Raw genomic sequence first — 20,906 nt, 5'->3', positions numbered from 1 at the left:
TAGAGGTTCCGACTTTTACCTTAGAAAGGAGGTGATCCAGGGCCACCTTCCGGTAGCCCTACCTTGTTACGACTTCGTCCCAGTTATCGACCCCACCTTTGGCGGCTCCCCCCTTTCGGTTAGGATACCGACTTCAGGTGTTGCCAACTCCCATGACGTGACGGGCGGTGTGTACAAGGCCCGGGAACGTATTCACCGCAGTATCGCTGACCTGCGGTTACTAGCAACTCCATCTTCATGCAGGCGAGTTGCAGCCTGCAATCTGAACTGAGACCGGCTTTTTAGGATTGGCTCCGCCTCGCGGCTTAGCTACCCATTGTACCGACCATTGTAGCGTGTGTGTAGCCCAGGATATATAGGCCATGCTGACTTGACGTCATCCCCACCTTCCTCCGGCTTTCTACCGGCGGTCTTGCGTGATACGTGTAACACACAACAAGGGTTGCGCTCGTTAGCGGACTTAACCGAACATCTCACGACACGAGCTGACGACAGCCATGCAGCACCTGTTCAAGCTCCCCGAAGGGTCGTTCTACTTTCGCTTCACTACCACTTGTATGTCAAACCCTGGTAAGGTTCTTCGTGTATCATCGAATTAAACCACACGCTCCGCTGCTTGTGCGGGCCCCCGTCAATTCCTTTGAGTTTTAATCTTGCGACCGTACTCCCCAGGCGGTAGACTTATCGCGTTTGCTTCAGCACTGATTGGTTTTACCCAACCAACGCTCAGTCTACATCGTTTACGGCCAGGACTACCGGGGTCTCTAATCCCGTTTGCTACCCTGGCTTTCGCGTCTCAGTGTCAGTTTAGGCCCAGTAGATCGCTTTCGCCTCTGGTGTTCTTCCGGATATCTACGCATTTCACCACTACTCCCGGAGTTCCATCTACCTCTGCCTCACTCTAGCCCTACAGTCTTGAACGACCTCTCCCAGTTAAGCCGGGAGCTTTCACATCCAACTTGTAGCGCCTCCTACACGCGCTTTACGCCCAGTAAATCCGGATAACGCTCGTCTCCTACGTTTTACCGCGGCTGCTGGCACGTAGTTAGCCGAGACTTATTCTCGTGGTACTGTCCTTCCTCATCCCACGTAAAAGAACTTTACGACCCGAAGGCCTTCTTCGTTCACGCGGCGTTGCTGCTTCAGGCTTTCGCCCATTAAGCAATATTCCCTACTGCTGCCACCCGCAGGTGTATGGACCGTGTTTCAGTTCCATTGTGGGGGATCACCCTCTCAGGTCCCCTACCCGTCTTCGCCTTGGTGGGCTTTTACCTCACCAACTAGCTGATGGGCCGCAGGCCCCTCCTAAAGTAGATTGCTCTTTTACTAATGCCTCTCTAACTAGCACTAGCTTATGCGGTTTTGTCACTCCTTTCGAAGTGGTATTCCCCTCTTTAGGGCAGGTCACCAACGTGTTACTCACCCGTTCGCCACTAGTGTATTGCTACACCCGTTCGACTTGCATGTATTAGGCACGCCGCCAGCGTTCATCCTGAGCCAGGATCAAACTCTCCGCAGAATTTTTATCGGTCTTTCAACCGTTTTTTTCTTCGCTTCGATTCGCCGGAATTGTCTGGTTTGTTTTTATTTCTGCTGCTTCTCAATTGTCAAGGTTCTGCTTCGTTCGTTGCTTTGTTTTTTTGCAACGGGACTTTATTATATGCTTTTTCTTTGTTCTGTCAAGAGATTTCGAAATTTTGTTACAACCAATTTTTTTCTATTTTCTCTCGGCTTCTTTCATATTTTCAAGCCGGAATGTATTTTACCCCCATTCCATCTTCTGTCAATACTTTTCCTAAAAATCAATTTTTTCGTGCGGAATTCCATATCCGCCAAATTATAGCTGCGATCATATTGCAACGGTTCAAAACACAGGAGAAAAAGAGCTTTCCCAAAATTTTTAAATAGAGAAAGAATTCTTTCTCTATTTAAAAAACATGTTAATATTTGTATTTGTTCCATAAAATGACAATTTCAGCGGTTTTTATGAAACTTTCTTTTCCTATTCCATGTAATCCACGGAGCTAAAACCCTTCGCAAATAGTATTTTGCAAAAATCAAGGAAAATCTCGAGCCGCCATCCCGCAGATGAACCCGTAGCATTTCAGGCCAGCAACGGGCATCGGCTGCTATCGTTTTCGCATCATCATGAAGCCGGAAGTTAGCCCAGGTTTGACCGTGCAGGTAATGAAATTGTGTGATTCGAGCTAACCGTACCCAGAGATCATAGTCCATCGCAAAATAAAAGGAATCATCCAGAGGTCCGACTTTTTTCCACAGATCAGCACGAAAGAAGAAAGATTGTTGTGGAATATGGACATATCCGCTTTGCAGCTTCTTCAGATTGGTTTGTCTGGCATTGAATTTACCAATAATATTTCCATCGGAATCGATAAAATTACAATCTCCATAAACAAAACCAATCTGTGGATTCTGAATCAGATAATCAACTGCCGCAGAAACTGCACCAGGCTCATAAGTATCATCAGAATTCAGCCATGCAAGAATGTCCCCATGAGCCTGATTGAATCCCTTATTAATGGCATCGACTTGTCCATGGTCTCGTTCTGAAGTCCAACTGGCAATTCGATCGGAGTATTTTCGAATAATCTCAACGCTGTTATCCTCAGATCCGCCATCACAGATAATGTATTCGATTTTGGGATAATCCTGCGTAAGGACAGACTGGATGGTTTTTTCAAGATATTTGGCTTGATTGAAAGAAGGTGTAATGATGCTGACAAGCGGTTGTTTTTCCATTGAATTATTGAACTCCTCTTAAATCAAACACAAGGTAATCTGCCGTCTGTCGATATACGGTTGCATTGGACATCAGCCAGCGCTGAAGTCGTGGTTGTTGATAGTAACTTTTGAAATCTGTGACAATCAGAAACTCCCGGTTCATCATCGCTTTTCGAATCTTCTCCATGGCATCATACTCATTCAGTTTCTCCACATTTTCTTCCCAGATCAGCGGTGTTCTTAATCCCCAGTAGATCATACCGGCGCCATAATCATCCATGATGCCGATCGTATTAATCTGTCCTTCATAGGGGTCCAATTCAACTGCCAATTCCTGCCAAAGCCTCGGCCAATTCCGATAATCAGCACGCTTGAGTGTAATCGCACTGTCTGCAATCCACCAGCCGAAGAATCCAAAGAGCAATAAAAAGAATAAAATTTTCGAAGATTTTTGTCCTGCTTTAAAGAGCTGAAATCCATTCGCGATGGAATCGGCAATTTTTCCTGTGCCGACAGCGAGAACAGGGAAGAACGGAAGTTGATAATAGTCATGCGTCCCGATATGATGCGGCAGTGCCAATCCATATAGCCCATAACCGGCAAGGAAACCGATCCAAAGCATCCGGTTTTTCTTTTCTGCGATGGTAACAATTCCCAACAGGCTGCCAATAACCAAAGGAATCCCAAATACCTGGTCCTGTTTTCGAATCCAGCGGATATAAAAGGCGGGAGAAATGATTTCTTCAATCAGGAATCTTCCCTGGTATTGCTGCACTAAGAAGCCCTGGATAAAATATCCCCAAAAGTTATATATCAGCATTGGAAGTAAACTCATTAGGGCAATCAGCCAAATCTGTTTGTTCCGCAGGGCTTTTTTCAGCCCAAATTCAGAAAGGACGAAAAACACAGCAGCCATTCCGAAAGGAAATATGGAAACCTGTTTGACAAGAATTGCGACCCCGGCTGCGAATCCGGCTAACAATGCATGTTGAAAGGTCTGTCGGTCATTCCAGGTCAATAGAGCTTCCAACGCCCAGATCAGGAACATGATCATTAATGGATCCGGCTGGAAAGAACGACTCGCAAATATACCATAGGGGAAAAGAAGGAAAAATGCCAGACATACGAAACTGCCTATTCGGTTGGTAAATCTACTACTCAGGCGTAAAATTCCCCAGCCTCCGATGAGCCAGAAGAGGATGGAACATGCACGCGGAATACGTAGATCCGCATCACCAGCTAAAAGGTACAATCGTGCTGTCAGATATTCAAATATCGGCGGTTCTATCCACGGCTCCTGAACGCCACGCATAATTGCTTCATGCTCATATTCCGCATTAAATCCGGGGAGATCTCCTTCATGATTTAAAAACTCAGCCCGTGCAATTAATGCCGAATGAAGCTGCCGCGCCGGATGAAAATCCAGCGGAGGATCATCAAAATCATATAACCGGATCGCCAGCGCAGCGAAGAAAATTAAAACAATCGACCAATGATAAATAATATTCGTATTTCTATTTTTGCTTGTCATCAGCAGATGATTTCCTCAAATCATAAATTGTGAAACCGTTTCCTTCAAAGAAAACCGGCAAAGCTGATAAACGGGTTTTCAGTTCCGGCTGTGCATCCAGTTCATTCGCTACAGTTACCAGGAAAAAATCCTTGTTTTCTGTCTGAGCTTGAAAATAAGATGAAAAATCAGAATTTTCCCTGCCGGCAAGGTTAAACAAAGCAGTATCTTTTAAATCAGGCCAGGAGGCATCCGGGGCACGCCAACCGTAATAAATCAGCCTCAATCCATAATCGGATGTCAAAGCAATGAACGATGAGTCTTCCGGAATTGCTTGAGCTACTTTTCGCCAGCTTGCCGGTTCCAGGGCATAGCTGGTTGCCCGCAAGGAGCCACAGGAAACAAAAGCACCATATCCGGCAGTTAAAAGAATAATGCTGTAAATTCCAACCCTTCGAATAAAATGAAGCGTTTCCATTTTCCTGAACAGGATATCCAGAAGCGGAATCAAGGAAATGGTAATCAACGGAACCAGAATCAGGCTGTAATACTCATGAGTACTGATCTGGTACGGAACCACAAGTCCATACATCAGATATCCCGTCCACCAGCCAAACAGCAGGCCAAGGGTTTTCTTTTCAGCAAGGAATACTCCCCAAACAGCCAGCAATGGAAGAATTAGACCCGTCAAACCTTTGATCAGCGCAATCCAGCTTGCGTAAAATTTAGAGGTAAGAATGAGGCCCGAGAGCGATATCACCCAAAAGCTGAAGAAATCACCGGAACGGGAGGGATTCAGAACCAGATAATAGAGGAGCGATGGAAAAAGCATCAAAGCCCCCATACTGATACCTTGCACGACAATTCGTAAGCCATTTTTTCGCTGGAAGGATGCAATCAGACAACCGAGCAGCATAAATCCGACAAAAAAAGCTGCAAAAACCTTTATCAGAATCGTAAACCCGCCCGCGAGAATGGCGAAAAAGAATCGAATCGGGGTTGGTTTCTCCATCCAGCGATAAAGCGTAAACGCCGTGATCACAATCCACGAGCACATCCATGGATCAGGCTGGATCGAACGGCTCGCGGTCACACTGAAAGGCAGGAAAAAATAAACCAGGAGGCTGCAAATCACAGCAAATCGTGAAGCAAACTTTCGTCCCATCCGATAAATGAAAAATCCGCCAAGCGTCCAGAAAAAAGCACTGAAAATGCGTCCGACCCAAAAATATTCCTGTCCCAAAATCACATCCATCCAGGACATGATTCTTTCCATAATCGGCGGTTCATATACCTCAAGAGAAGCCAGTTTAACCGCATTTTCCACTGTCTCTGATTCAGGTATTTTTGAAGCTTCCAATTCATAGAAAAACGAACGGGCAATAATTGCTGAACGGAGCTGTCGAGTTGCATGGAAATCCAACGGCGGATCTGTCAGATCATAGATGCGCACTCCGAACCCCAACACAAAAACGAACAGTGTCAGGAAAAGTTCAACCGCTGATTTCCCTTTTACTTTAGAGATCCAATCTTTTTGCATATTTCAATTTTACTTGTAAAGGTTAAAAGCGATAATTTCTTCATCATGCAACAAATTTTCTCTCTTTTTTCAAAAGACTTCATCAAATTTTGAGTTGCAGAATTTTTTATTCTCAATTAACTGAAAAGATAGAATGGTTTTTTGGATAAGCCTGCTTTTCAGAGCAGCAATTGGAAATGCGAGAAAGACATTTGTTGTTGTGATGGTTTTGCTCGAAGCATAAAAGCATCACAATAGCAAGTTTTCCCGGATCGATTCGAATAGTAAATCTCCATTTCGAATTGCTGTTTCAAGAGAAAACTTATTAAATATCTTCTTCGGTTATTACTTCAATGCCATTCTGTTTGCAGAGTGCAGCGAATACCCCATCGCCGGAAATTAGCTTTCCCGTAAAATTTCCATCGTAAATTTGTCCAGATCCGCAAGAAGGTGATTTAGATTTGAGAATAGCTTTTTTCGCAGCGGTTATTTTTGCGATAGAGAGCGCTTCTTCTGCGCCACGATGGAATTGTGATGTCACATCCCCGCCGTGCTCTGTTATCACACGATCTCCCTTGATTTGAGAACAAGGCCGAGGAGTCGGTAATCCGCCTAACTGTTCCGGACAAACCGGAATCGCGTTTCCCTCTGCGACCAGGCGAATAACATATTCATTGGACTTATCTTTGCCATCATAACGGCAATGAAGCCCTGCAAGACAGGCGCTGACAAGAATCATTGGTTTCCTCATCATTTCCGTTCCAGAAGATTCAAAAAAGCAACTTTTTCCCAAAAACTTGTTCTATCATACAAGAAAAGAGAACATGGTCAGTCTCGTGATAATGATAAACGAATCAATTCGTCTTCCAAGATCTTTTGAAATGATTTCATTTTCGCCAGTCGATTGATCGATTTTTTTTCAAAAATTGCTGCCGCCTTTTTTGGCGCCACTGCCATCAGCAGCGTTAATGCCAACCGCCGGCGATCTTCGAGAACACGTTCCGGATACGAACAAAAAGCATTCCAATAACGGGAGACCGCCTTCCATGCCATTCCACCATTCGACAAATAATTGGCATCAAGCCAGGCTGCACCGCCTCGAATTCTACGCTGATTCCTTTGATATGTCTGTCTTAACAAAGGATCATTCTCCATCCATTCGACAAGGCGTAACGCTTCTCTCCCGAAATCTGCAGCATGCGCCCGATTCTTTGCCTCTGCATAAAAGCGGGCAGCTGACCATAAAGAATGTGCATAGGCAATTTTTCCGCGGGATGCAATCCGCAGCCAAAGATGGTGATCCAGCAGATAATGATAATCAAGATCGAGACCACCGGCTTTTTCCCAGGCTGTACGACGGAAAAAAACTGCAGGTTGACTGATAATTCGGAATGTCATTAAGTCGTTCATGTCATAGTCTGCAAAGCTCATGACATTCAGCAACTTGCCACCGCCATCCAGTGAAAGCACATCACCATAGACCAGATCTGTATCCGGATGCGAGGCAAAAAAATCAGCCACAGCAGAAAATGTATTGCTGAGGTAAAAATCGTCTGAATTGATCCAGCCAAAAATATCCCCAGAACAACGTGAAAAGCCATTATTGATGGCATCCGCCTGACCGCGATCTTTTTCTGAAATCCATCCGCTTAAGCGGTTTTCATACTTCCGGATAATTTCGACGCTGCCATCTGAGGAAGCTCCATCAATCACATAGTATTCCGATGCCGGATAGTCCTGATACAAAACGGATCGGATTGCAGTCTCCAAATAAGCAGACTGCTGAAAGGATGGCGTTACAATAGAAATCGTCGGACGAATCATCTACTCCTTAGAATAGCGTGTCATAATTGACTTTTGGAAAAACCTGCAATTTTCCGCCAACCGTCGCATCGATAATCTCTCGTCCTTCCGTTTTGTATACTTCTCGCGCCAGCGTGTACGACCTTTCGGAAGTATCCAGATCCGGAAGCTGCCAGCGGAAACCTTTTCCAAAATAACCAGGATTAAAATGATTTGGATCATCACCCTGTGACACAACGGTCTCATTGGGTTTGCCCTTCGTCGCAAAATTATGGTCTACGCCGATCAATATCACTTGCTGGAAACCTAGGAAGAAGGCAGTTTGCAGTGCCATATATGTTACTGTCGCACCTTCCCATAATCGTTTCCGGATATCCTTTGCAAAAGTCGGCCCGGTATAGGTTGAATATAGGAAATAGAGATTATTCTCCGGTTTCAGCCATTTCATTGCCCGCGTTGTTACGAAACGGGGCATTTTCAAATTTTGAATATCCCCCGCAGTTTGTTCAACCACCAGATCATTGACACATAGATAGTACGACGTTTCAAAGCCCATTTCCGGAAACGCCAGGTAAATACGGTTTAATCCGAAAGTGATTTCGTTGCGCAATTTTGACAGGTCTGTGTTCTTGAGGCTGGGGCCATTTCCCATAATAAAACAACGCTGCCCTTTATGGATGTCTTTTAAAGCAGCCAGACGTTCGATGGAATCGCGCCGTTCTTTACTGAAATACGCGTCAGGGATATTACCCAGCCTTTTCAGACTGTCAAATACATCTTTCCCGGTGTTCAGAACCGATTCAGGAATTATTTTTTTTATTGTTTGCTTCATGCTATAGGATCACATGCTTCCAATGAATTTTTTTCAGTTTGTCTCCTCAGGATGATATGACCTGAGAAGGAATTTACATTTTTGTTTTTCACGTTTCAGGGGAAAAACAAAAAAAGAACGCTCGCTTATTTCACCCAATTTCAAATTAACGGGACAGGACAGGAAGAATGCCTGCCCTGCCTTTGGGTTTCTTTAGTATTTCTTCTTAATCTCTTCGAAATTTGAAACATCATATCCCAACGGGATCAATAAATTGCGAATTGTATTCCAATGAACTCTTTCACAAGCCATCGGGCTGTAATTGGAATTGTGCGGCGCAATCATCACATTCTTCATCGACAAGAGCGGAGAATCCATCGGCAGAGGTTCTTTCTCAAAGACATCCAACGCAGCGCCGGCAATCTTTCCGGACTGAAGCGCTTCTACTAACGCTTTTTCGTCAATGACAGGACCTCGTGAAGTGTTAATCAATACTGCCGTCGGTTTCATATAACTGAGCGTTTCACGATTGATCAAATGACGGCTTGAAGGATTTAAATCCGTATGACAGGTAACAAAATCTGATTGCTCAAGCAGATCTTTCAATGGGACAGATTCAATTCTATTCTCGATCAAAAAATCCGGTTTTATCGGAGCGATATCATTGACCAATATTCGACAACCAAAAGCGCGTGCACGGCGAACCATTGCCTGTCCGATATTCCCAACACCAATAATACCCAGCGTGCATTCGGAAAGTGTTGTGATCGGAGGTTTATTCCAGATTCCGGCATGCATATCGTCATCCATAAAGGGCAGTTTGCGCGCAAAGGAAAGAATATATCCCATCGCCGTTTCGGAAACTGGAATTGTAAAAGCATTCAGTGTATTACCAACAAATACACCGAGACGAGTTGCAGTTTCTTTATCAATTGCATCAATACCTGTGCCCCATTTGGATATCACTTTAAGGCGTGGAACACAAGCCTCAATAACACGGGCGCTGTATTCATCATCGCCACAGATTGTACCGTCGAATTGGCCAGCATAAGCGATGATTTCATCCTCCAACAGTTTCTGCTTGATATTCGGGACAATCATCTCGATTCCATAATATCCTTCGAGGAGTTTACGGAAACGTTCTGTCGATGCCATCATATAGGGAGCAGAAAAAATAATCGTATGTTTCATGTACGTTCTCTCCTAATTCTCAAATTTAAGGTTTTTCTTTTAAGACAAAGCAATTCGAAATTACAACAAGCCTGTTGATTTGTAGCTGCCGACGCGCGGTTATTGCAGTTTCCCCTGCTGCCGAAGCATCATCAACATTTCAGTAACATTAAACTCTGTCTCATCATCAATATCCTGCGCTTCAATGGCAGGTATTTCAAACATCATCGGTCGATCTCCAACCCGATTTCGGTTGCGAAGAAGAATATCACGTGTAAATATATAGATACACGAGTTTTCCTCATAAATCGGGGGTAAATCCTGTGTTCTTAGCAAAATAGACATATTATGATTAATCGGTCTGGCAAGTTCATCATAAAACCGCTTCTGAACCCTGGTGACCGAAAAGAGAGAATCATATAAATATGTTTTTTCAAGGAATGTCTGAATGGAGCGCGATATTGTTTCTGCTTTCAGCAACGGGTTTGTACTATGGGTCTGCAGATAGTAATCCGCCTGAATCTGTCCAGTATCATAAATCAGGATTTCATTCATCGGAACGTCGCCTGCACATAATTTCTCCGGACGCAGCAACGTCTTAACCTGAGGAAAGTCTTTCTGCAACCCTTCGATAACAACCGGACTATCGGTATCAACAACAACTTCGTCTATCTCTTTGACTGCCAGCAGCGAATCCATGATATGATGAAAAAGCGGTTTTCCTGCAAGCATCCGATAATTTTTCCCAGAAACACGGACCGAATTGTGACGCATCGGAACAAATGCGACGATCTTCATTTTTTTCTCCTTAAATAATATTTTGAATCTAATTCCTGCTACATATTCCCAAAAAGTCATTCATGAGGAATAACAAAAGGTTTTTGATCTCGTATTCCCTCTTCAATAATTTTAAGATTGGTATTTCGACTTGAATTCAGATCGTCATTTGAAAAAGATTTCAAGGCTACATATCCATTCCAGATCGGATCCGGCTGTATAAATTCTCCAAAAGACAAGGCGGTATGAAAAAATTGATAATATAAAAACTTCCGGGCAGTCTGCTGAAATTCCGGAGGGACATGCCAATCATCCTCAACAAGCATCTTCTGTACCAATTGATGAAATTCCTCAACCGATTGTGGAAAATACGTTATCGGTACCTGTGTATAGCGGGAACGACCGCCTGAAATTACCGCTGCGCCCATAATTGCTGCTTCCAGCCCAATAGTTGAATTGTAAACTAAAACAAATTTTGCATTTTGGATTAATTCATAGGAGCTGAAATATTGATCTGGCCCTACATATAATACGTTCGGGAGCAGATTCACGCGATTGCGAACCACCCAATCGGTGACGGTCTCCAGTGATTCTTTACCAGGACGAATCTCATCCGGATGGGCTCGGATAACAAAAAGTGTATCAGAATGTTGCGCTATCAGCGTTTTTACTTCATCCAGCCAATGAAACATATCTGAAAAAACGACATTTGCATGCTTTTGGCTTGTGTCAAAGATCACATTGGTAAATACCGGAACTATCTGACGAAATGTACGAGCCAAATTCCAGAATTCAGGTGTCAAGCTCTCCATCTGCGGCCAAAATTGAATTCCGGCTGTAGTGAATTTCCCTTGCATTCTGTTGGAGAGATAAGTATCTAACCGTGCATTTCGCTCCGGTGTCATTTCAAAATCGGCCGGCAGCTCGATCGGACAGGCAGTAGCTTCGCCCTCTGTAAAAATCGCTGTAAAGGGCATCAACCCGATCTCATGGGTAAATGTCGGAATATTTAATTGTTTTCCCAGCCACTTTACAACTGCTTCCGGGTACTGCAGCCCATTAAACACAACAATTGCCCGGGGGTTATTTGCGGAAATCCAGTTTTGTGCCTGGCGATAAATACTCCAGGCAGAACAGATGAATCTGCGATGCAATTGAACTGCATTGCGCACACCTGCCAAATGATGCCTCCGCATAATCCAGCGCAGCGATGGAAGTGTTAATTCTCCTAAAGGCACATTCTGATAAACAAAAGACTCCAGAGCTTCCAAATCCAGACCTTCTACTTCATTTGAAAGATTATTGTCAGGAAGGAAAGTCAGCGGGACAGTATTCAATCCCTGGTACATTTTTTTTGACAGACGCATACACTGATTGCAAGGTAATTCTGCAGAAAGGTTGTCTCTTTGAGCAGCCAGCAGGCATGGCTTCAAGCCGCTCATACATACAAAAAATGTCACAGGAATTCCGCTGTTCTGGAGGCTATTGGCAGTCAACCAGGCAAACGCCGCATTAAGACTTGTTCGTGTCAGACGTGCTGACGCGTTAAAGAACAATACCGGCTGATCGGTACTTTGTACATTCCGGCTGGATGCATGATTAATTCGAGAAAATATCTGAGCGTTTTTTCTGTCGGTTTTTTCCATCATCCAATGATTCTGGAATTTTTTAAACAGAATTTTTTCGGTTGGATTTACGTCCATCATGAAGAATTATTTCACTCGTCGAAGCTTTTGCAGACTTGGCAATTCATCATCATAAACTTTTTTAACGCCATCGCCCAAAGCTTCCTCTGTGACGCGGATATATTTCACCAATTTTTCCATACCCTGAGGCTCGACGGATGCCGCCTGATCAGTTCCCCACATAGCTCGATCAAGAGTAAAATGGCGTTCAACCAAACAAGCACCTAAGCTGACCGAAACGACCGAAGGGATTAATCCGACTTCATGCCCTGAATAGCCAACCGGGCAGTCAAATTCCTCGATTAATCTGGGGATCATTCGTAAATTTAATTCATTGGGATTACAGGGATATGCGCTTGTCGCATGCGTGATGATCAGCCGATCCATATCACCAATCAGCTTCACGGAAGCCTGAATCTGTTCCATGGTCGACATACCCGTCGAAAGGATAATCGGCCGTCCGGTAGATAACAATTTTTCAAGCAGCGAATGGTCTGTCAGACTTGCAGAGGGAACTTTATAGGCAATCGGTTGAAACGGCTCCAAAAAATCGATCGCTTCTTCATCCCAGACGGATGCAAACCAGTCAATCCCGATTTCTTTGCATAATTGATCAATTTCTTTATATTCATCCTCACCGAATTCGACACGTTCCCGATATTCCAGGTATGTCATGTAGCCCCAGGGTGTTTCACGCATTCTGGTTTGTTCTTCTAGAGGAACACATATCTTCGGGGTGCGTTTTTGAAATTTCACTGCATTAACGTGAGCGTAATGTGCAGCTTGAATCATGCGCTTTGCAATATTCAGATCCCCGTTATGATTAATCCCAATTTCAGCAATGATATAAGTCGGATGGTCTTTGCCTACCAATTGGTTCCCAAGCATTATTTCTTTCGCCATAAAATCTATTTACCTCCTAATATCATCTCACACAGCTCTCTGACTGCTCCAAAGCCGCCGTTATGTGAAAGAATAATATCAGCGTTTGATTTTGCCATTTTGTTTGCATCTGCAGGAACTACAGCACAATGCACCAGTGAAAAACAATCTATATCATTAATGTCATTGCCCATATAAACTGCTGTGTCTGGATTAATTGAATTTTGTTCAAGAAAATCCGCTAAAACTTTCGCTTTTTCAGAAACGCCATGATGAACCTCTATTCCCAGTTTTTCACATCTTCGAGCAACAACCGGATTTTCTTCACTGGAAATTACGACAATTTTGATACCGGCTTTTTTTAACAATCCGATACCCATTCCATCACTGCGGCTGCAAGCCACCATCTCCTGACCGAATTCGTTTACATAAACACGGTCATCGGTCATCACACCATCAAAATCCATCACAAGCAGGTTCGTTTTCTTGGGAATCCCGCGATGCTGCTTTTTTTCAGGAGTGACCATTTCTAATTTGCCATTATACACCAGCGATTCATACCGTATCCAATCCGCAAGTGTATCGATATCGACTGTAAAAGCCGGATCAATCATAATCGGAAATATCACTTTCCCACTCATCAAATCACCAGCCATAAAAGTTCTTTCAGGGCGGATTGCATCAATATGACCGGTCTGCCAATACGTCGGGGGTAAAATTTGACGAGGAGCGTTGTAAGGTTCGGCAAGACCGTCAATCGGAATTAATCCGCTCATTGCACCGCTGACCGGATCGATTTTCCACATTTTATAAGGATTCTCATTGGACGGGACAACACCTCTTACGGAATCTGCTTCAGGATGATCCAGCAGTATTTGAACAGCTTCGTCAACCAAATGGAGCGGACGAACGGGAGATGTCGGACGAAGCTGCAAGACGATATCCGGCACATATCCTTCATGATCTTTCAGCCATTGCAGTGCATGCCGAAAAACCGGCAGATCCAAAGAATGATCTGTTGCAAATTCCGCCGGGCGCAAAAAAGGTGTTTCAGCGCCCCATTCCCGAGCTACTGCAGCAATTTTCTCATCATCGGTGGAGACGATGGTGCGAGTGACATATTTTGATTGTTTTGCAGCAGCGATGGAATATGCAATCAGCGGAAATCCGGCAAAATTCTTAATGTTTTTCCCCGGAATTCCTTTGGATCCGCCACGGGCAGGAATAATCGCTAAGACTTCCAACTGCTTTACCATGCAGTCCATCCGCCATCGACGACAAGATTGGATCCGGTCATGTAGGATGATGCTTTCGAAGCAAGGAATAGTATTGCGCCATTCATTTCATCTCGTTGTGCCATCCGTCCAATGACAGTCCGAGCAGAATAATGCTTAACGAATTCATCATCATTACCGTTATATATTCCTCCGGGGGTCAGACAATTTGCACGGATACCCGTACCCATATAATAAGTCGCCAAATATTTTGTTAATCCAAGAACACCGGATTTTGTAACAGAATAAAAAACCGGTTTGTATTGCCGCTGGGATGGATCCTGTCCTTCTTTTTCATAAATACGCTGATCCGGTCCAACCAGACCATATGTCGAACAAATGTTAATGATGACTCCGTAATTTTGTTGAATCATCGGTTTTACAGCAGCTTGAGCGCAAAGAAACAGACCGGTTAAATTGACATTTAATGCATCCTGCCATTGTTTGAGCGGATAATCTTCAAAAGTGTTGAAATGTCCTGGGTGGGATGAATCAAATTTTGGGTCCATTGCTGCACTGCAAACAAGAATATCCAGTCGTCCGGTTTTCTCAACAGCCAGGTTTACCATGGCTTTGACTGAATCCGGATCTGTTACATTGACGCCACACGGAATGGCATTCCCGCCTTCTGAATGAATTTCATTAGCCACATCCGCAGCAAGTTTCTTATCTAAATCAGATACGATCACAGAGGCTCCCGCCTGTGAAAGCGTTCTGCAAAACTCTTTTCCAAGCAAACCAGCACCTCCAGTAACCACAGCTGTCTGCCCTTTCAAACTGAATTTCGAAAAAATATCATCCATTGATCCCTCTACATTAGTAAAAATGCCTTTTTATTATAACGGGTATAACAAAATATGATTCCAATTAAAATCCAGCAATTCAAAATATAAGGAGAATTCTTTGTTATTGTGATGTTTTTGCGTCAAGCGCAAAAACATCACAATAACAAATTTCTTCCTTTTTCCTCGTAAGACTTTTTACGTTTTGAATACCAAAATAAAAATCCAGCAATTCGGGAAAAAGTATTGATTTAAATCATATATGCCGTCTAATCCAGACTGTAAAACGCCAAACCTAAAGTTCCCGGTCCCGCATGAACACCAATAACCGGTCCAATTTCGACCGTCATCATATCAAAACAGGAATATTTCTTTCGGACATGTTCTTCGATTTCTGCAGCTTCTTCAGGACAATTGCCATGTAGAATTGCGACGTGAATCGTCTTTCCGGCAGCTTTCTCTTCTAAAATTTCCAAAATTCTGGCGATTGAACGTTTTCGTGTCCGCTGTTTTTCGTAGGTTTCAATTTTTCCATCTTTAAGATAGAGAATTGGTTTGATATGCAGCGCTGAGCCAAAAAATGCAGCAGCACCGCCAATTCTCCCGCCCCGATAGAGGTATTCCAAGGTATCCAAAACGAAAAAGACGTTCATGCGTTCTTTGATTACTTCAATCAGATGGATGATCTCATCGACTTCTTTTCCCTGATTTGCAGCTCGTGCAGCAGCAATCGCAATTAAAGCCTGTCCCCAGGAAGCTGATCCGGAATCAACTGTATGAACAGGAATTTTGGTAAACATCTTTTGAGCCATTTCAGCCGATTGATAGGTGGCACTTAATTTGCTGGAAATTGTAATGGTAATAATCTCATCCGCATCCTCAGCGATTTTTGTATACAGTTCAATAAAATCGTTGGCAGTTGTCTGAGCAGTTGAAGGTAATTTTTTACTGCTCTTTTGAAGCTCATAAAATTCTGATGCCTGAAGATCCACACCGGATCGATAGGTCTTTTCTCCAAAAACGACGTAAATTGGAGCTGCATAAACTCCAAATTTTGCAGCCTCTTCCAAGGTCATTGAACAGGCACCATCAGTGACGATCGCAATTTTCCGTCCCATAGTCTTTCTCCGTTATTTTTCGAATTTATTTTCGTTTTGAATAAGCTCTCCAGCTCACACCGCGCTCATTTCCATTTATTAATCGTTGAATATTGGGTCTTAATGCCCAAACCAATAAGATTTCTGCAATAAAGCCATAAATGAAATAACTCCAAGGAGACAAATTCATCCAGGCGCGAAGCGCGAAAATGATCATGATCGTGAATCCGATACTCATTGTTGTCACAGATGCATAACCAATTCCAAAAAATGCGATTAAGCCGACAATGATGAGATACCAAAAACTGGGGAGCCACAATCCCAAAGCACCGCCAAATGCCGGTGCTCCCCCAGCACCTCCACCAAATTGAATCTTGCCATCTTCTCTTTTTTCGATCAAAAAAATAGAATAATTATGACCAATAATCCCTGCTAATGGAGCAAAGATTTCTACCCAATTGTTACCGGGGACCAGCATTTTTGCCAGCCATACAGCAAAAAAGCCTTTGCTTACATCAAAAATCATTGTTAGTATAGCAACAGGATAACCGCCCGCCCGCATGGTATTGGTCGTTCCTGTCCTGCCGCTGCCAATTTTTCGGATATCAATATGAAAAAATAACCAGGAAAACAACCAGCCAAATGGGATTGCGCCGAATAAATATGAAATAATGATTGTGACTGACAATGTCATTTTTTTACCTTGTTTAATTTTTTTTAAAGTTTCCTGTATCAGTATTTTTTATTCATCATTTTTTCAAAAAAATACTATGATTACTGGAAGAATACAGCTTCGCAAACGTCAATTCTTAAAAAATATAATTCGAAATAAGGAAAGGATTATTTATTATTATGTCGTTTTTCGCGTCCGAAAAAAACAACACAACGATAAAATTTTTCCTTTTTAATTGGCATATTCATATTTCAAATAACTGTATTAAAGTGGTTTTACCTTTTTTCTCCTCGTAAAAAGTCTTTTCGAGTTCCAAATGAACTGTTCAGACTTACTTTTATTATATTGATAATCAAAAAACAAACCTGGTCAATGCATCGGTATATGACAGAACCGATTAAATCAACAAAAATAGAAAATTTTTTTATTGTTAAGATTATTCCAGCAAAATCATAGAGTTTTATTAGAAATGGCAGTCATACTCGTTACAAATTAAATATAGGCATTCAATCTGTTATAATTTACGCGCATTAAAAAGCAATTTTTTAGCGTTTTCTGCTCTCAAATGAGAGAATTTCAGAAAAGCGATGATCGATCAACCAGACTTTACGTCTTCGGCTCTGCCGCAATCGTAAGGATAAATTAAGGAGATTCAATGACAGGCTTAGAGATAAAAAATTTAAGCGTCAATATACACGACAAGGAAATCATAAAGAACTTTTCCCTGAAAGTTCCGAAGGGTGAAATTCATGCAGTAATGGGACCAAACGGAACAGGCAAATCGACCCTTTCTTATTCCATCATGGGACATCCAGCTTATCATCCAACACAGGGAGAAATACTTTTGAACGACCAAATCATCAACGACTGGTCTCCAGATCAACGTTCTCAGGCAGGATTATTTCTTGCAATGCAATATCCGGTAGCTGTCCCTGGAGTGAGTGTCGCCAACTTCTTGCGCACTGCAATGAATATTCGGCGCAAAGCAGCTAATCCATCCGATAAAGGAATTCCGATCCCGGAATTCCGGAAAATCCTAAAAGAAAAAATGGCATATTTGAAAATGGATCCCTCCTTCTCAAGCCGATATTTAAATGATGGCTTTTCCGGCGGAGAAAAGAAACGGGCAGAAGTATTACAGATGGCTATGCTGAAACCGGAAATCGCCATTTTGGATGAAATCGATTCCGGGCTTGATATTGATGCATTGCGCATTGTCGCAGAAGGGATCAATACACTCGCTCAGGAAAATCAGATGGGAATTCTCATAATCACACATTACCAACGGCTGCTTGATTACATTAAACCGGATGTGGTTCACATCATGATGGATGGTCACATTGTTCTCAGTGGAAAATCTGAGCTGGCGCTTGAACTGGAAGAAAAAGGCTATGATTGGATTCGCCAGGAACAACCCCTGCCTTAACGATTTTCGGAGACCATAATGGAAAAATCGCAAGATATACAATTAAAGGGAATCGGCGACAGTGATTACCAATACGGTTTTCAGGATCCGGATGTCTCGGTTTTCAAAACCAGAGAAGGATTGGATGAAGATGTAGTTCGCCAAATCTCCGCTATGAAAGGGGAGCCCGAATGGATGCTCGACTATCGGCTGAAAGGTCTAAAACATTTCCAGCAAAGGCCGATGCCTTCATGGGGACCGGATCTTTCTGATCTTGATTTAGATCATTTAATTTATTATGTACGTCCCAGTGAAAAGTCAGAAAAATCATGGGATGAAGTTCCGGATACGATTAAGAACACATTTGACAAATTAGGTATTCCGGAAGCGGAACAGAAATTTCTGGCAGGTGTCGGTGCGCAGTATGAATCAGAGATGGTTTATCACAGCATCCAGGAACATCTGGAAAAAATGGGTGTGATTTTTCTCAGTATTGAAGATGGGTTGCGCCAATATCCTGATTTATTTCGGAAATACTTTGGGACTGTTGTTCCTTTTACAGACAACAAATTTGCAGCGTTGAACAGCGCTGTATGGTCAGGGGGATCTTTTGTCTACATTCCAAAAGGTGTTCATGTAGATCTTCCTTTACAAGCATATTTCCGTTTGAACATTGCAAACATCGGACAATTTGAACGTTCACTGATTATAGCTGACGAAGGTTCACAGGTTCATTACGTCGAGGGCTGCACAGCGCCGCAATACACCACAAATTCATTTCACAGTGGAGTCATCGAAATTATTGTCGGCAAGAACGCGCGTGTTCGTTATTCAACAATCCAAAACTGGTCAACCAACGTATATAATCTGGTTACCCAGCGCGCTAAAGTATTTGAAAACGGCACGATGGAATGGGTTGATTCAAATTTGGGCTCAAAAATTACGATGAAATATCCCTCCTGTTATTTGATGGAAGAAGGCGCGCATGGAGAAATTCTTTCCATGGCTTTTGCAGGCAAAGGACAAATCCAGGACGCCGGTTCAAAGATGGTCCATTTTGCGCCAAACACATCCAGTAAAGTGACTTCCAAATCCATCAGTAAAAACGGCGGAAGATCGTCTTATCGCGGTCTGGTAAAAATCATGCCAAAAGCTGTCAATGCCAAAGCCAACGTCGTCTGCGATGCATTAATTCTCCACGGGCAATCGCAATCCGATACTTACCCTACTATGGAAATTGATCAACAGAAAGTCTCTGTCGGGCATGAAGCCTCCGTATCGAAAATTGGTGAGGAACAGTTGTTCTACCTCATGAGCAGAGGTTTGAGTGAAGAAGACGCGACCACAATGGTTGTCTCAGGTTTTATCGAGCCACTGGTAAAAGAGCTGCCGATGGAATATGCTGTTGAGATGAATCGCTTGATTCAAATCCAAATGACCGGAGCCGTCGGATGAGAGGAAATATGGATCAAAACAGCCTCATTTCTTTTAAAGATTCAAATCGTGAAAAACTGTTCAATGCGTTGGATTCCTGCAGCCAAAATTACTCGGATGACCGTTTCGAATCAATCATTGAATTTCTGGAGCAATATGATACGCATGCTGTACAGGGCGCTGCACTTGAACTGAAAGATGAAAATGAAATGACATTAGCCGGTCGTTTTCTATGGAATGACGGCATTAAAGGAAATGTGCTGAACGAAACGGCAGAGGCAAGAGGTATCATTTTCAACACATTGGATCAAATAAAACGCGAATCGCCTGATATCTATGAAAAACTGTCCGATTGGCAGAGCATACATCAAAAAGATGGCAGTGGAAGAATGCTTTCAGCCCTTTCAAAAGAAACGATTGTTTTATATATCCCGAAATATGTTTCTGCATCCAAAGAATTTCTGTTGGATCTGATTCTGTCGAAAGAAGGGAAAGGAGCTGCTGTTCAAATCTGGGTATTTCTCGAAAAAGGCGCTCAGGCGGTTTTTACCCTCAATCTGCGATCCCGTGATTCAGAAGCAGACAATTTTTTTACTGGATTATTAAACGTTTTTGTTGGAGAAGGTGCCCATCTCATACTTAACGAGGTTCAGGACTTCCATCAAAAAATGTTTTCCTACACAAGGAAATCAGTCGTTGTAGCAAAAGACGGTGATTTGCAATGGAATATTTGTGAGCTTGGATCGGAAAAGTCCAAGAGTTACAGCGATCTGATTTTATCCGGCAAAGGTTCCAATGCAGTAGTGAATGGTTTATATTTTCCGAACAGGAATCAGTCCTTTTCAATATTTACCAGACAAGCGCATATGGAATCAAATACAACCAGCAACCTTTATTTTAAAGGCGCTGTATCTGACGATGCACGGGCAAATTGGGAAGGGATGATCTATGTGGATCCTATCGCAGAAAAATCTGACGGGTATCAAAAAAATGAAAATCTGATGCTTTCACCCAATGCGCATGCTGCTTCAAAACCCGGATTGGAAATACTTACAGATGATGTACGCTGCTCGCATGGCACGACTATTACAGAAATCGACCCGAATCAGATTTTTTACCTGATGAGCAGAGGAATTCCTGAAACCGATGCCAAGAGGCTGGTAATTCAGGGCTTCTTTGATACCGTGCTTCATAAGATTTCTTATGAACCGATTCGGACAAAATTGCAGGAAAAAATTTATCGAAAGATGGATTAGACAATAAAAATCGATAGAATTAGAATCATCACAGCCAGCAATTCGAAATTTCGAAAAAATACATTATTGTCAACATTTTTTCGTTC

Annotated in this window: 17 protein-coding genes and 1 rRNA gene; 3 read left to right on the top strand and 15 right to left on the bottom strand. The window is 42.9% G+C overall.

Annotation, left to right across the window (positions count from 1 at the left end; genetic code table 11):
* Nucleotides 1-24 precede the first annotated feature (24 nt).
* The 15 genes from ATC1_RS06400 to ATC1_RS06330 all read right to left on the bottom strand — a co-directional run bounded on the left by ATC1_RS06400 (nt 25) and on the right by ATC1_RS06330 (nt 16,746).
* Nucleotides 25-1,519, bottom strand: a 16S ribosomal RNA gene (locus ATC1_RS06400).
* Nucleotides 1,520-1,974: 455 nt separating this feature from the next.
* Nucleotides 1,975-2,760 carry a glycosyltransferase family 2 protein gene (locus ATC1_RS06395; protein ID WP_062279458.1) on the bottom strand — a complete coding sequence of 262 codons (786 nt, stop codon included), beginning with the start codon at nt 2,758-2,760 and terminating at the stop codon, nt 1,975-1,977.
* A gap of 4 nt (nt 2,761-2,764) precedes the next feature.
* Entirely contained in the window at nt 2,765-4,273 is a 1,509-nt protein-coding gene (locus tag ATC1_RS06390; protein WP_062279456.1) for an ArnT family glycosyltransferase, read from the bottom strand.
* On the bottom strand, nt 4,257-5,792 hold the full coding sequence (locus ATC1_RS06385; protein WP_062279453.1) for an ArnT family glycosyltransferase: 1,536 nt from the start codon (nt 5,790-5,792) through the stop codon (nt 4,257-4,259). Before ATC1_RS06385 ends, ATC1_RS06390 begins: the two co-directional genes overlap by 17 nt.
* 304 nt (nt 5,793-6,096) lie before the next feature.
* Nucleotides 6,097-6,510: a DUF523 domain-containing protein gene (locus ATC1_RS06380; protein ID WP_062279451.1), complete on the bottom strand. Its 414-nt coding sequence runs from the start codon at nt 6,508-6,510 to the stop codon at nt 6,097-6,099.
* Nucleotides 6,511-6,599: 89 nt separating this feature from the next.
* Complete coding sequence (locus ATC1_RS06375) at nt 6,600-7,595, bottom strand: glycosyltransferase family 2 protein (protein WP_062279449.1); 996 nt, start codon at nt 7,593-7,595, stop codon at nt 6,600-6,602.
* Between the two features lie 7 nt (nt 7,596-7,602).
* Nucleotides 7,603-8,406, bottom strand: coding sequence for a 6-hydroxymethylpterin diphosphokinase MptE-like protein (locus tag ATC1_RS06370; RefSeq protein ID WP_082174694.1), 804 nt, complete (start codon nt 8,404-8,406; stop codon nt 7,603-7,605).
* Nucleotides 8,407-8,598: 192 nt separating this feature from the next.
* Complete coding sequence (locus tag ATC1_RS06365) at nt 8,599-9,576, bottom strand: phosphoglycerate dehydrogenase (RefSeq protein ID WP_062279447.1); 978 nt, start codon at nt 9,574-9,576, stop codon at nt 8,599-8,601.
* Nucleotides 9,577-9,675: 99 nt separating this feature from the next.
* Nucleotides 9,676-10,353 carry an acylneuraminate cytidylyltransferase family protein gene (locus ATC1_RS06360; protein ID WP_062279445.1) on the bottom strand — a complete coding sequence of 226 codons (678 nt, stop codon included), beginning with the start codon at nt 10,351-10,353 and terminating at the stop codon, nt 9,676-9,678.
* A 56-nt stretch (nt 10,354-10,409) separates the two neighbouring features.
* The gene (locus tag ATC1_RS06355) at nt 10,410-12,038 is read right to left on the bottom strand and encodes a hypothetical protein (RefSeq protein WP_062279443.1); all 1,629 of its coding nucleotides are present in this window, start codon (nt 12,036-12,038) and stop codon (nt 10,410-10,412) included.
* Between the two features lie 6 nt (nt 12,039-12,044).
* Nucleotides 12,045-12,920, bottom strand: coding sequence for an N-acetylneuraminate synthase family protein (locus tag ATC1_RS06350; protein ID WP_062279440.1), 876 nt, complete (start codon nt 12,918-12,920; stop codon nt 12,045-12,047).
* A 5-nt stretch (nt 12,921-12,925) separates the two neighbouring features.
* Nucleotides 12,926-14,155, bottom strand: coding sequence for an acylneuraminate cytidylyltransferase (locus tag ATC1_RS14925; protein ID WP_062279438.1), 1,230 nt, complete (start codon nt 14,153-14,155; stop codon nt 12,926-12,928).
* On the bottom strand, nt 14,149-14,976 hold the full coding sequence (locus ATC1_RS06340) for an SDR family oxidoreductase (RefSeq protein WP_062279436.1): 828 nt from the start codon (nt 14,974-14,976) through the stop codon (nt 14,149-14,151). Before ATC1_RS06340 ends, ATC1_RS14925 begins: the two co-directional genes overlap by 7 nt.
* 248 nt (nt 14,977-15,224) lie before the next feature.
* A complete protein-coding gene (locus ATC1_RS06335) occupies nt 15,225-16,073 on the bottom strand; it encodes a DegV family protein (protein WP_062279434.1) in 849 nt (282 codons plus the stop codon).
* Between the two features lie 25 nt (nt 16,074-16,098).
* The gene (locus ATC1_RS06330) at nt 16,099-16,746 is read right to left on the bottom strand and encodes a glycerol-3-phosphate acyltransferase (protein ID WP_062279432.1); all 648 of its coding nucleotides are present in this window, start codon (nt 16,744-16,746) and stop codon (nt 16,099-16,101) included.
* Between the two features lie 634 nt (nt 16,747-17,380).
* Between ATC1_RS06330 and sufC the strand changes: the two genes are divergently transcribed.
* From sufC to sufD, 3 genes are read left to right on the top strand one after another with little or no spacing between them, the layout of a single operon-like run.
* Complete coding sequence (sufC, locus tag ATC1_RS06320) at nt 17,381-18,151, top strand: Fe-S cluster assembly ATPase SufC (RefSeq protein ID WP_062279428.1); 771 nt, start codon at nt 17,381-17,383, stop codon at nt 18,149-18,151.
* Nucleotides 18,152-18,169: 18 nt separating this feature from the next.
* The gene (gene sufB / locus ATC1_RS06315; protein ID WP_062279425.1) at nt 18,170-19,585 is read left to right on the top strand and encodes a Fe-S cluster assembly protein SufB; all 1,416 of its coding nucleotides are present in this window, start codon (nt 18,170-18,172) and stop codon (nt 19,583-19,585) included.
* Complete coding sequence (sufD, locus tag ATC1_RS06310; protein ID WP_062279423.1) at nt 19,582-20,820, top strand: Fe-S cluster assembly protein SufD; 1,239 nt, start codon at nt 19,582-19,584, stop codon at nt 20,818-20,820. Before sufB ends, sufD begins: the two co-directional genes overlap by 4 nt.
* The last annotated feature ends 86 nt before the right edge of the window (nt 20,821-20,906 follow it).

The sequence above is a fragment of the Flexilinea flocculi genome (genome assembly GCF_001192795.1).
Taxonomy (GTDB): domain Bacteria; phylum Chloroflexota; class Anaerolineae; order Anaerolineales; family Anaerolineaceae; genus Flexilinea; species Flexilinea flocculi.
This window is presented reverse-complemented; position numbering and strand designations above follow the sequence as displayed.

Excerpts from the sequence above, each read along its gene's own strand:
- ATC1_RS06395 (WP_062279458.1), bottom strand. The coding sequence starts at position 2,760 with ATGGAAAAACAACCGCTTGTCAGCATCATTACACCTTCTTTCAATCAA.
- ATC1_RS06390 (WP_062279456.1), bottom strand. The coding sequence starts at position 4,273 with ATGACAAGCAAAAATAGAAATACGAATATTATTTATCATTGGTCGATT.
- ATC1_RS06385 (WP_062279453.1), bottom strand. The coding sequence starts at position 5,792 with ATGCAAAAAGATTGGATCTCTAAAGTAAAAGGGAAATCAGCGGTTGAA.
- ATC1_RS06380 (WP_062279451.1), bottom strand. The coding sequence starts at position 6,510 with ATGATTCTTGTCAGCGCCTGTCTTGCAGGGCTTCATTGCCGTTATGAT.
- ATC1_RS06375 (WP_062279449.1), bottom strand. The coding sequence starts at position 7,595 with ATGATTCGTCCGACGATTTCTATTGTAACGCCATCCTTTCAGCAGTCT.
- ATC1_RS06370 (WP_082174694.1), bottom strand. The coding sequence starts at position 8,406 with ATGAAGCAAACAATAAAAAAAATAATTCCTGAATCGGTTCTGAACACC.
- ATC1_RS06365 (WP_062279447.1), bottom strand. The coding sequence starts at position 9,576 with ATGAAACATACGATTATTTTTTCTGCTCCCTATATGATGGCATCGACA.
- ATC1_RS06360 (WP_062279445.1), bottom strand. The coding sequence starts at position 10,353 with ATGAAGATCGTCGCATTTGTTCCGATGCGTCACAATTCGGTCCGTGTT.
- ATC1_RS06355 (WP_062279443.1), bottom strand. The coding sequence starts at position 12,038 with ATGATGGACGTAAATCCAACCGAAAAAATTCTGTTTAAAAAATTCCAG.
- ATC1_RS06350 (WP_062279440.1), bottom strand. The coding sequence starts at position 12,920 with ATGGCGAAAGAAATAATGCTTGGGAACCAATTGGTAGGCAAAGACCAT.
- ATC1_RS14925 (WP_062279438.1), bottom strand. The coding sequence starts at position 14,155 with ATGGTAAAGCAGTTGGAAGTCTTAGCGATTATTCCTGCCCGTGGCGGA.
- ATC1_RS06340 (WP_062279436.1), bottom strand. The coding sequence starts at position 14,976 with ATGGATGATATTTTTTCGAAATTCAGTTTGAAAGGGCAGACAGCTGTG.
- ATC1_RS06335 (WP_062279434.1), bottom strand. The coding sequence starts at position 16,073 with ATGGGACGGAAAATTGCGATCGTCACTGATGGTGCCTGTTCAATGACC.
- ATC1_RS06330 (WP_062279432.1), bottom strand. The coding sequence starts at position 16,746 with ATGACATTGTCAGTCACAATCATTATTTCATATTTATTCGGCGCAATC.
- sufC (WP_062279428.1), top strand. The coding sequence starts at position 17,381 with ATGACAGGCTTAGAGATAAAAAATTTAAGCGTCAATATACACGACAAG.
- sufB (WP_062279425.1), top strand. The coding sequence starts at position 18,170 with ATGGAAAAATCGCAAGATATACAATTAAAGGGAATCGGCGACAGTGAT.
- sufD (WP_062279423.1), top strand. The coding sequence starts at position 19,582 with ATGAGAGGAAATATGGATCAAAACAGCCTCATTTCTTTTAAAGATTCA.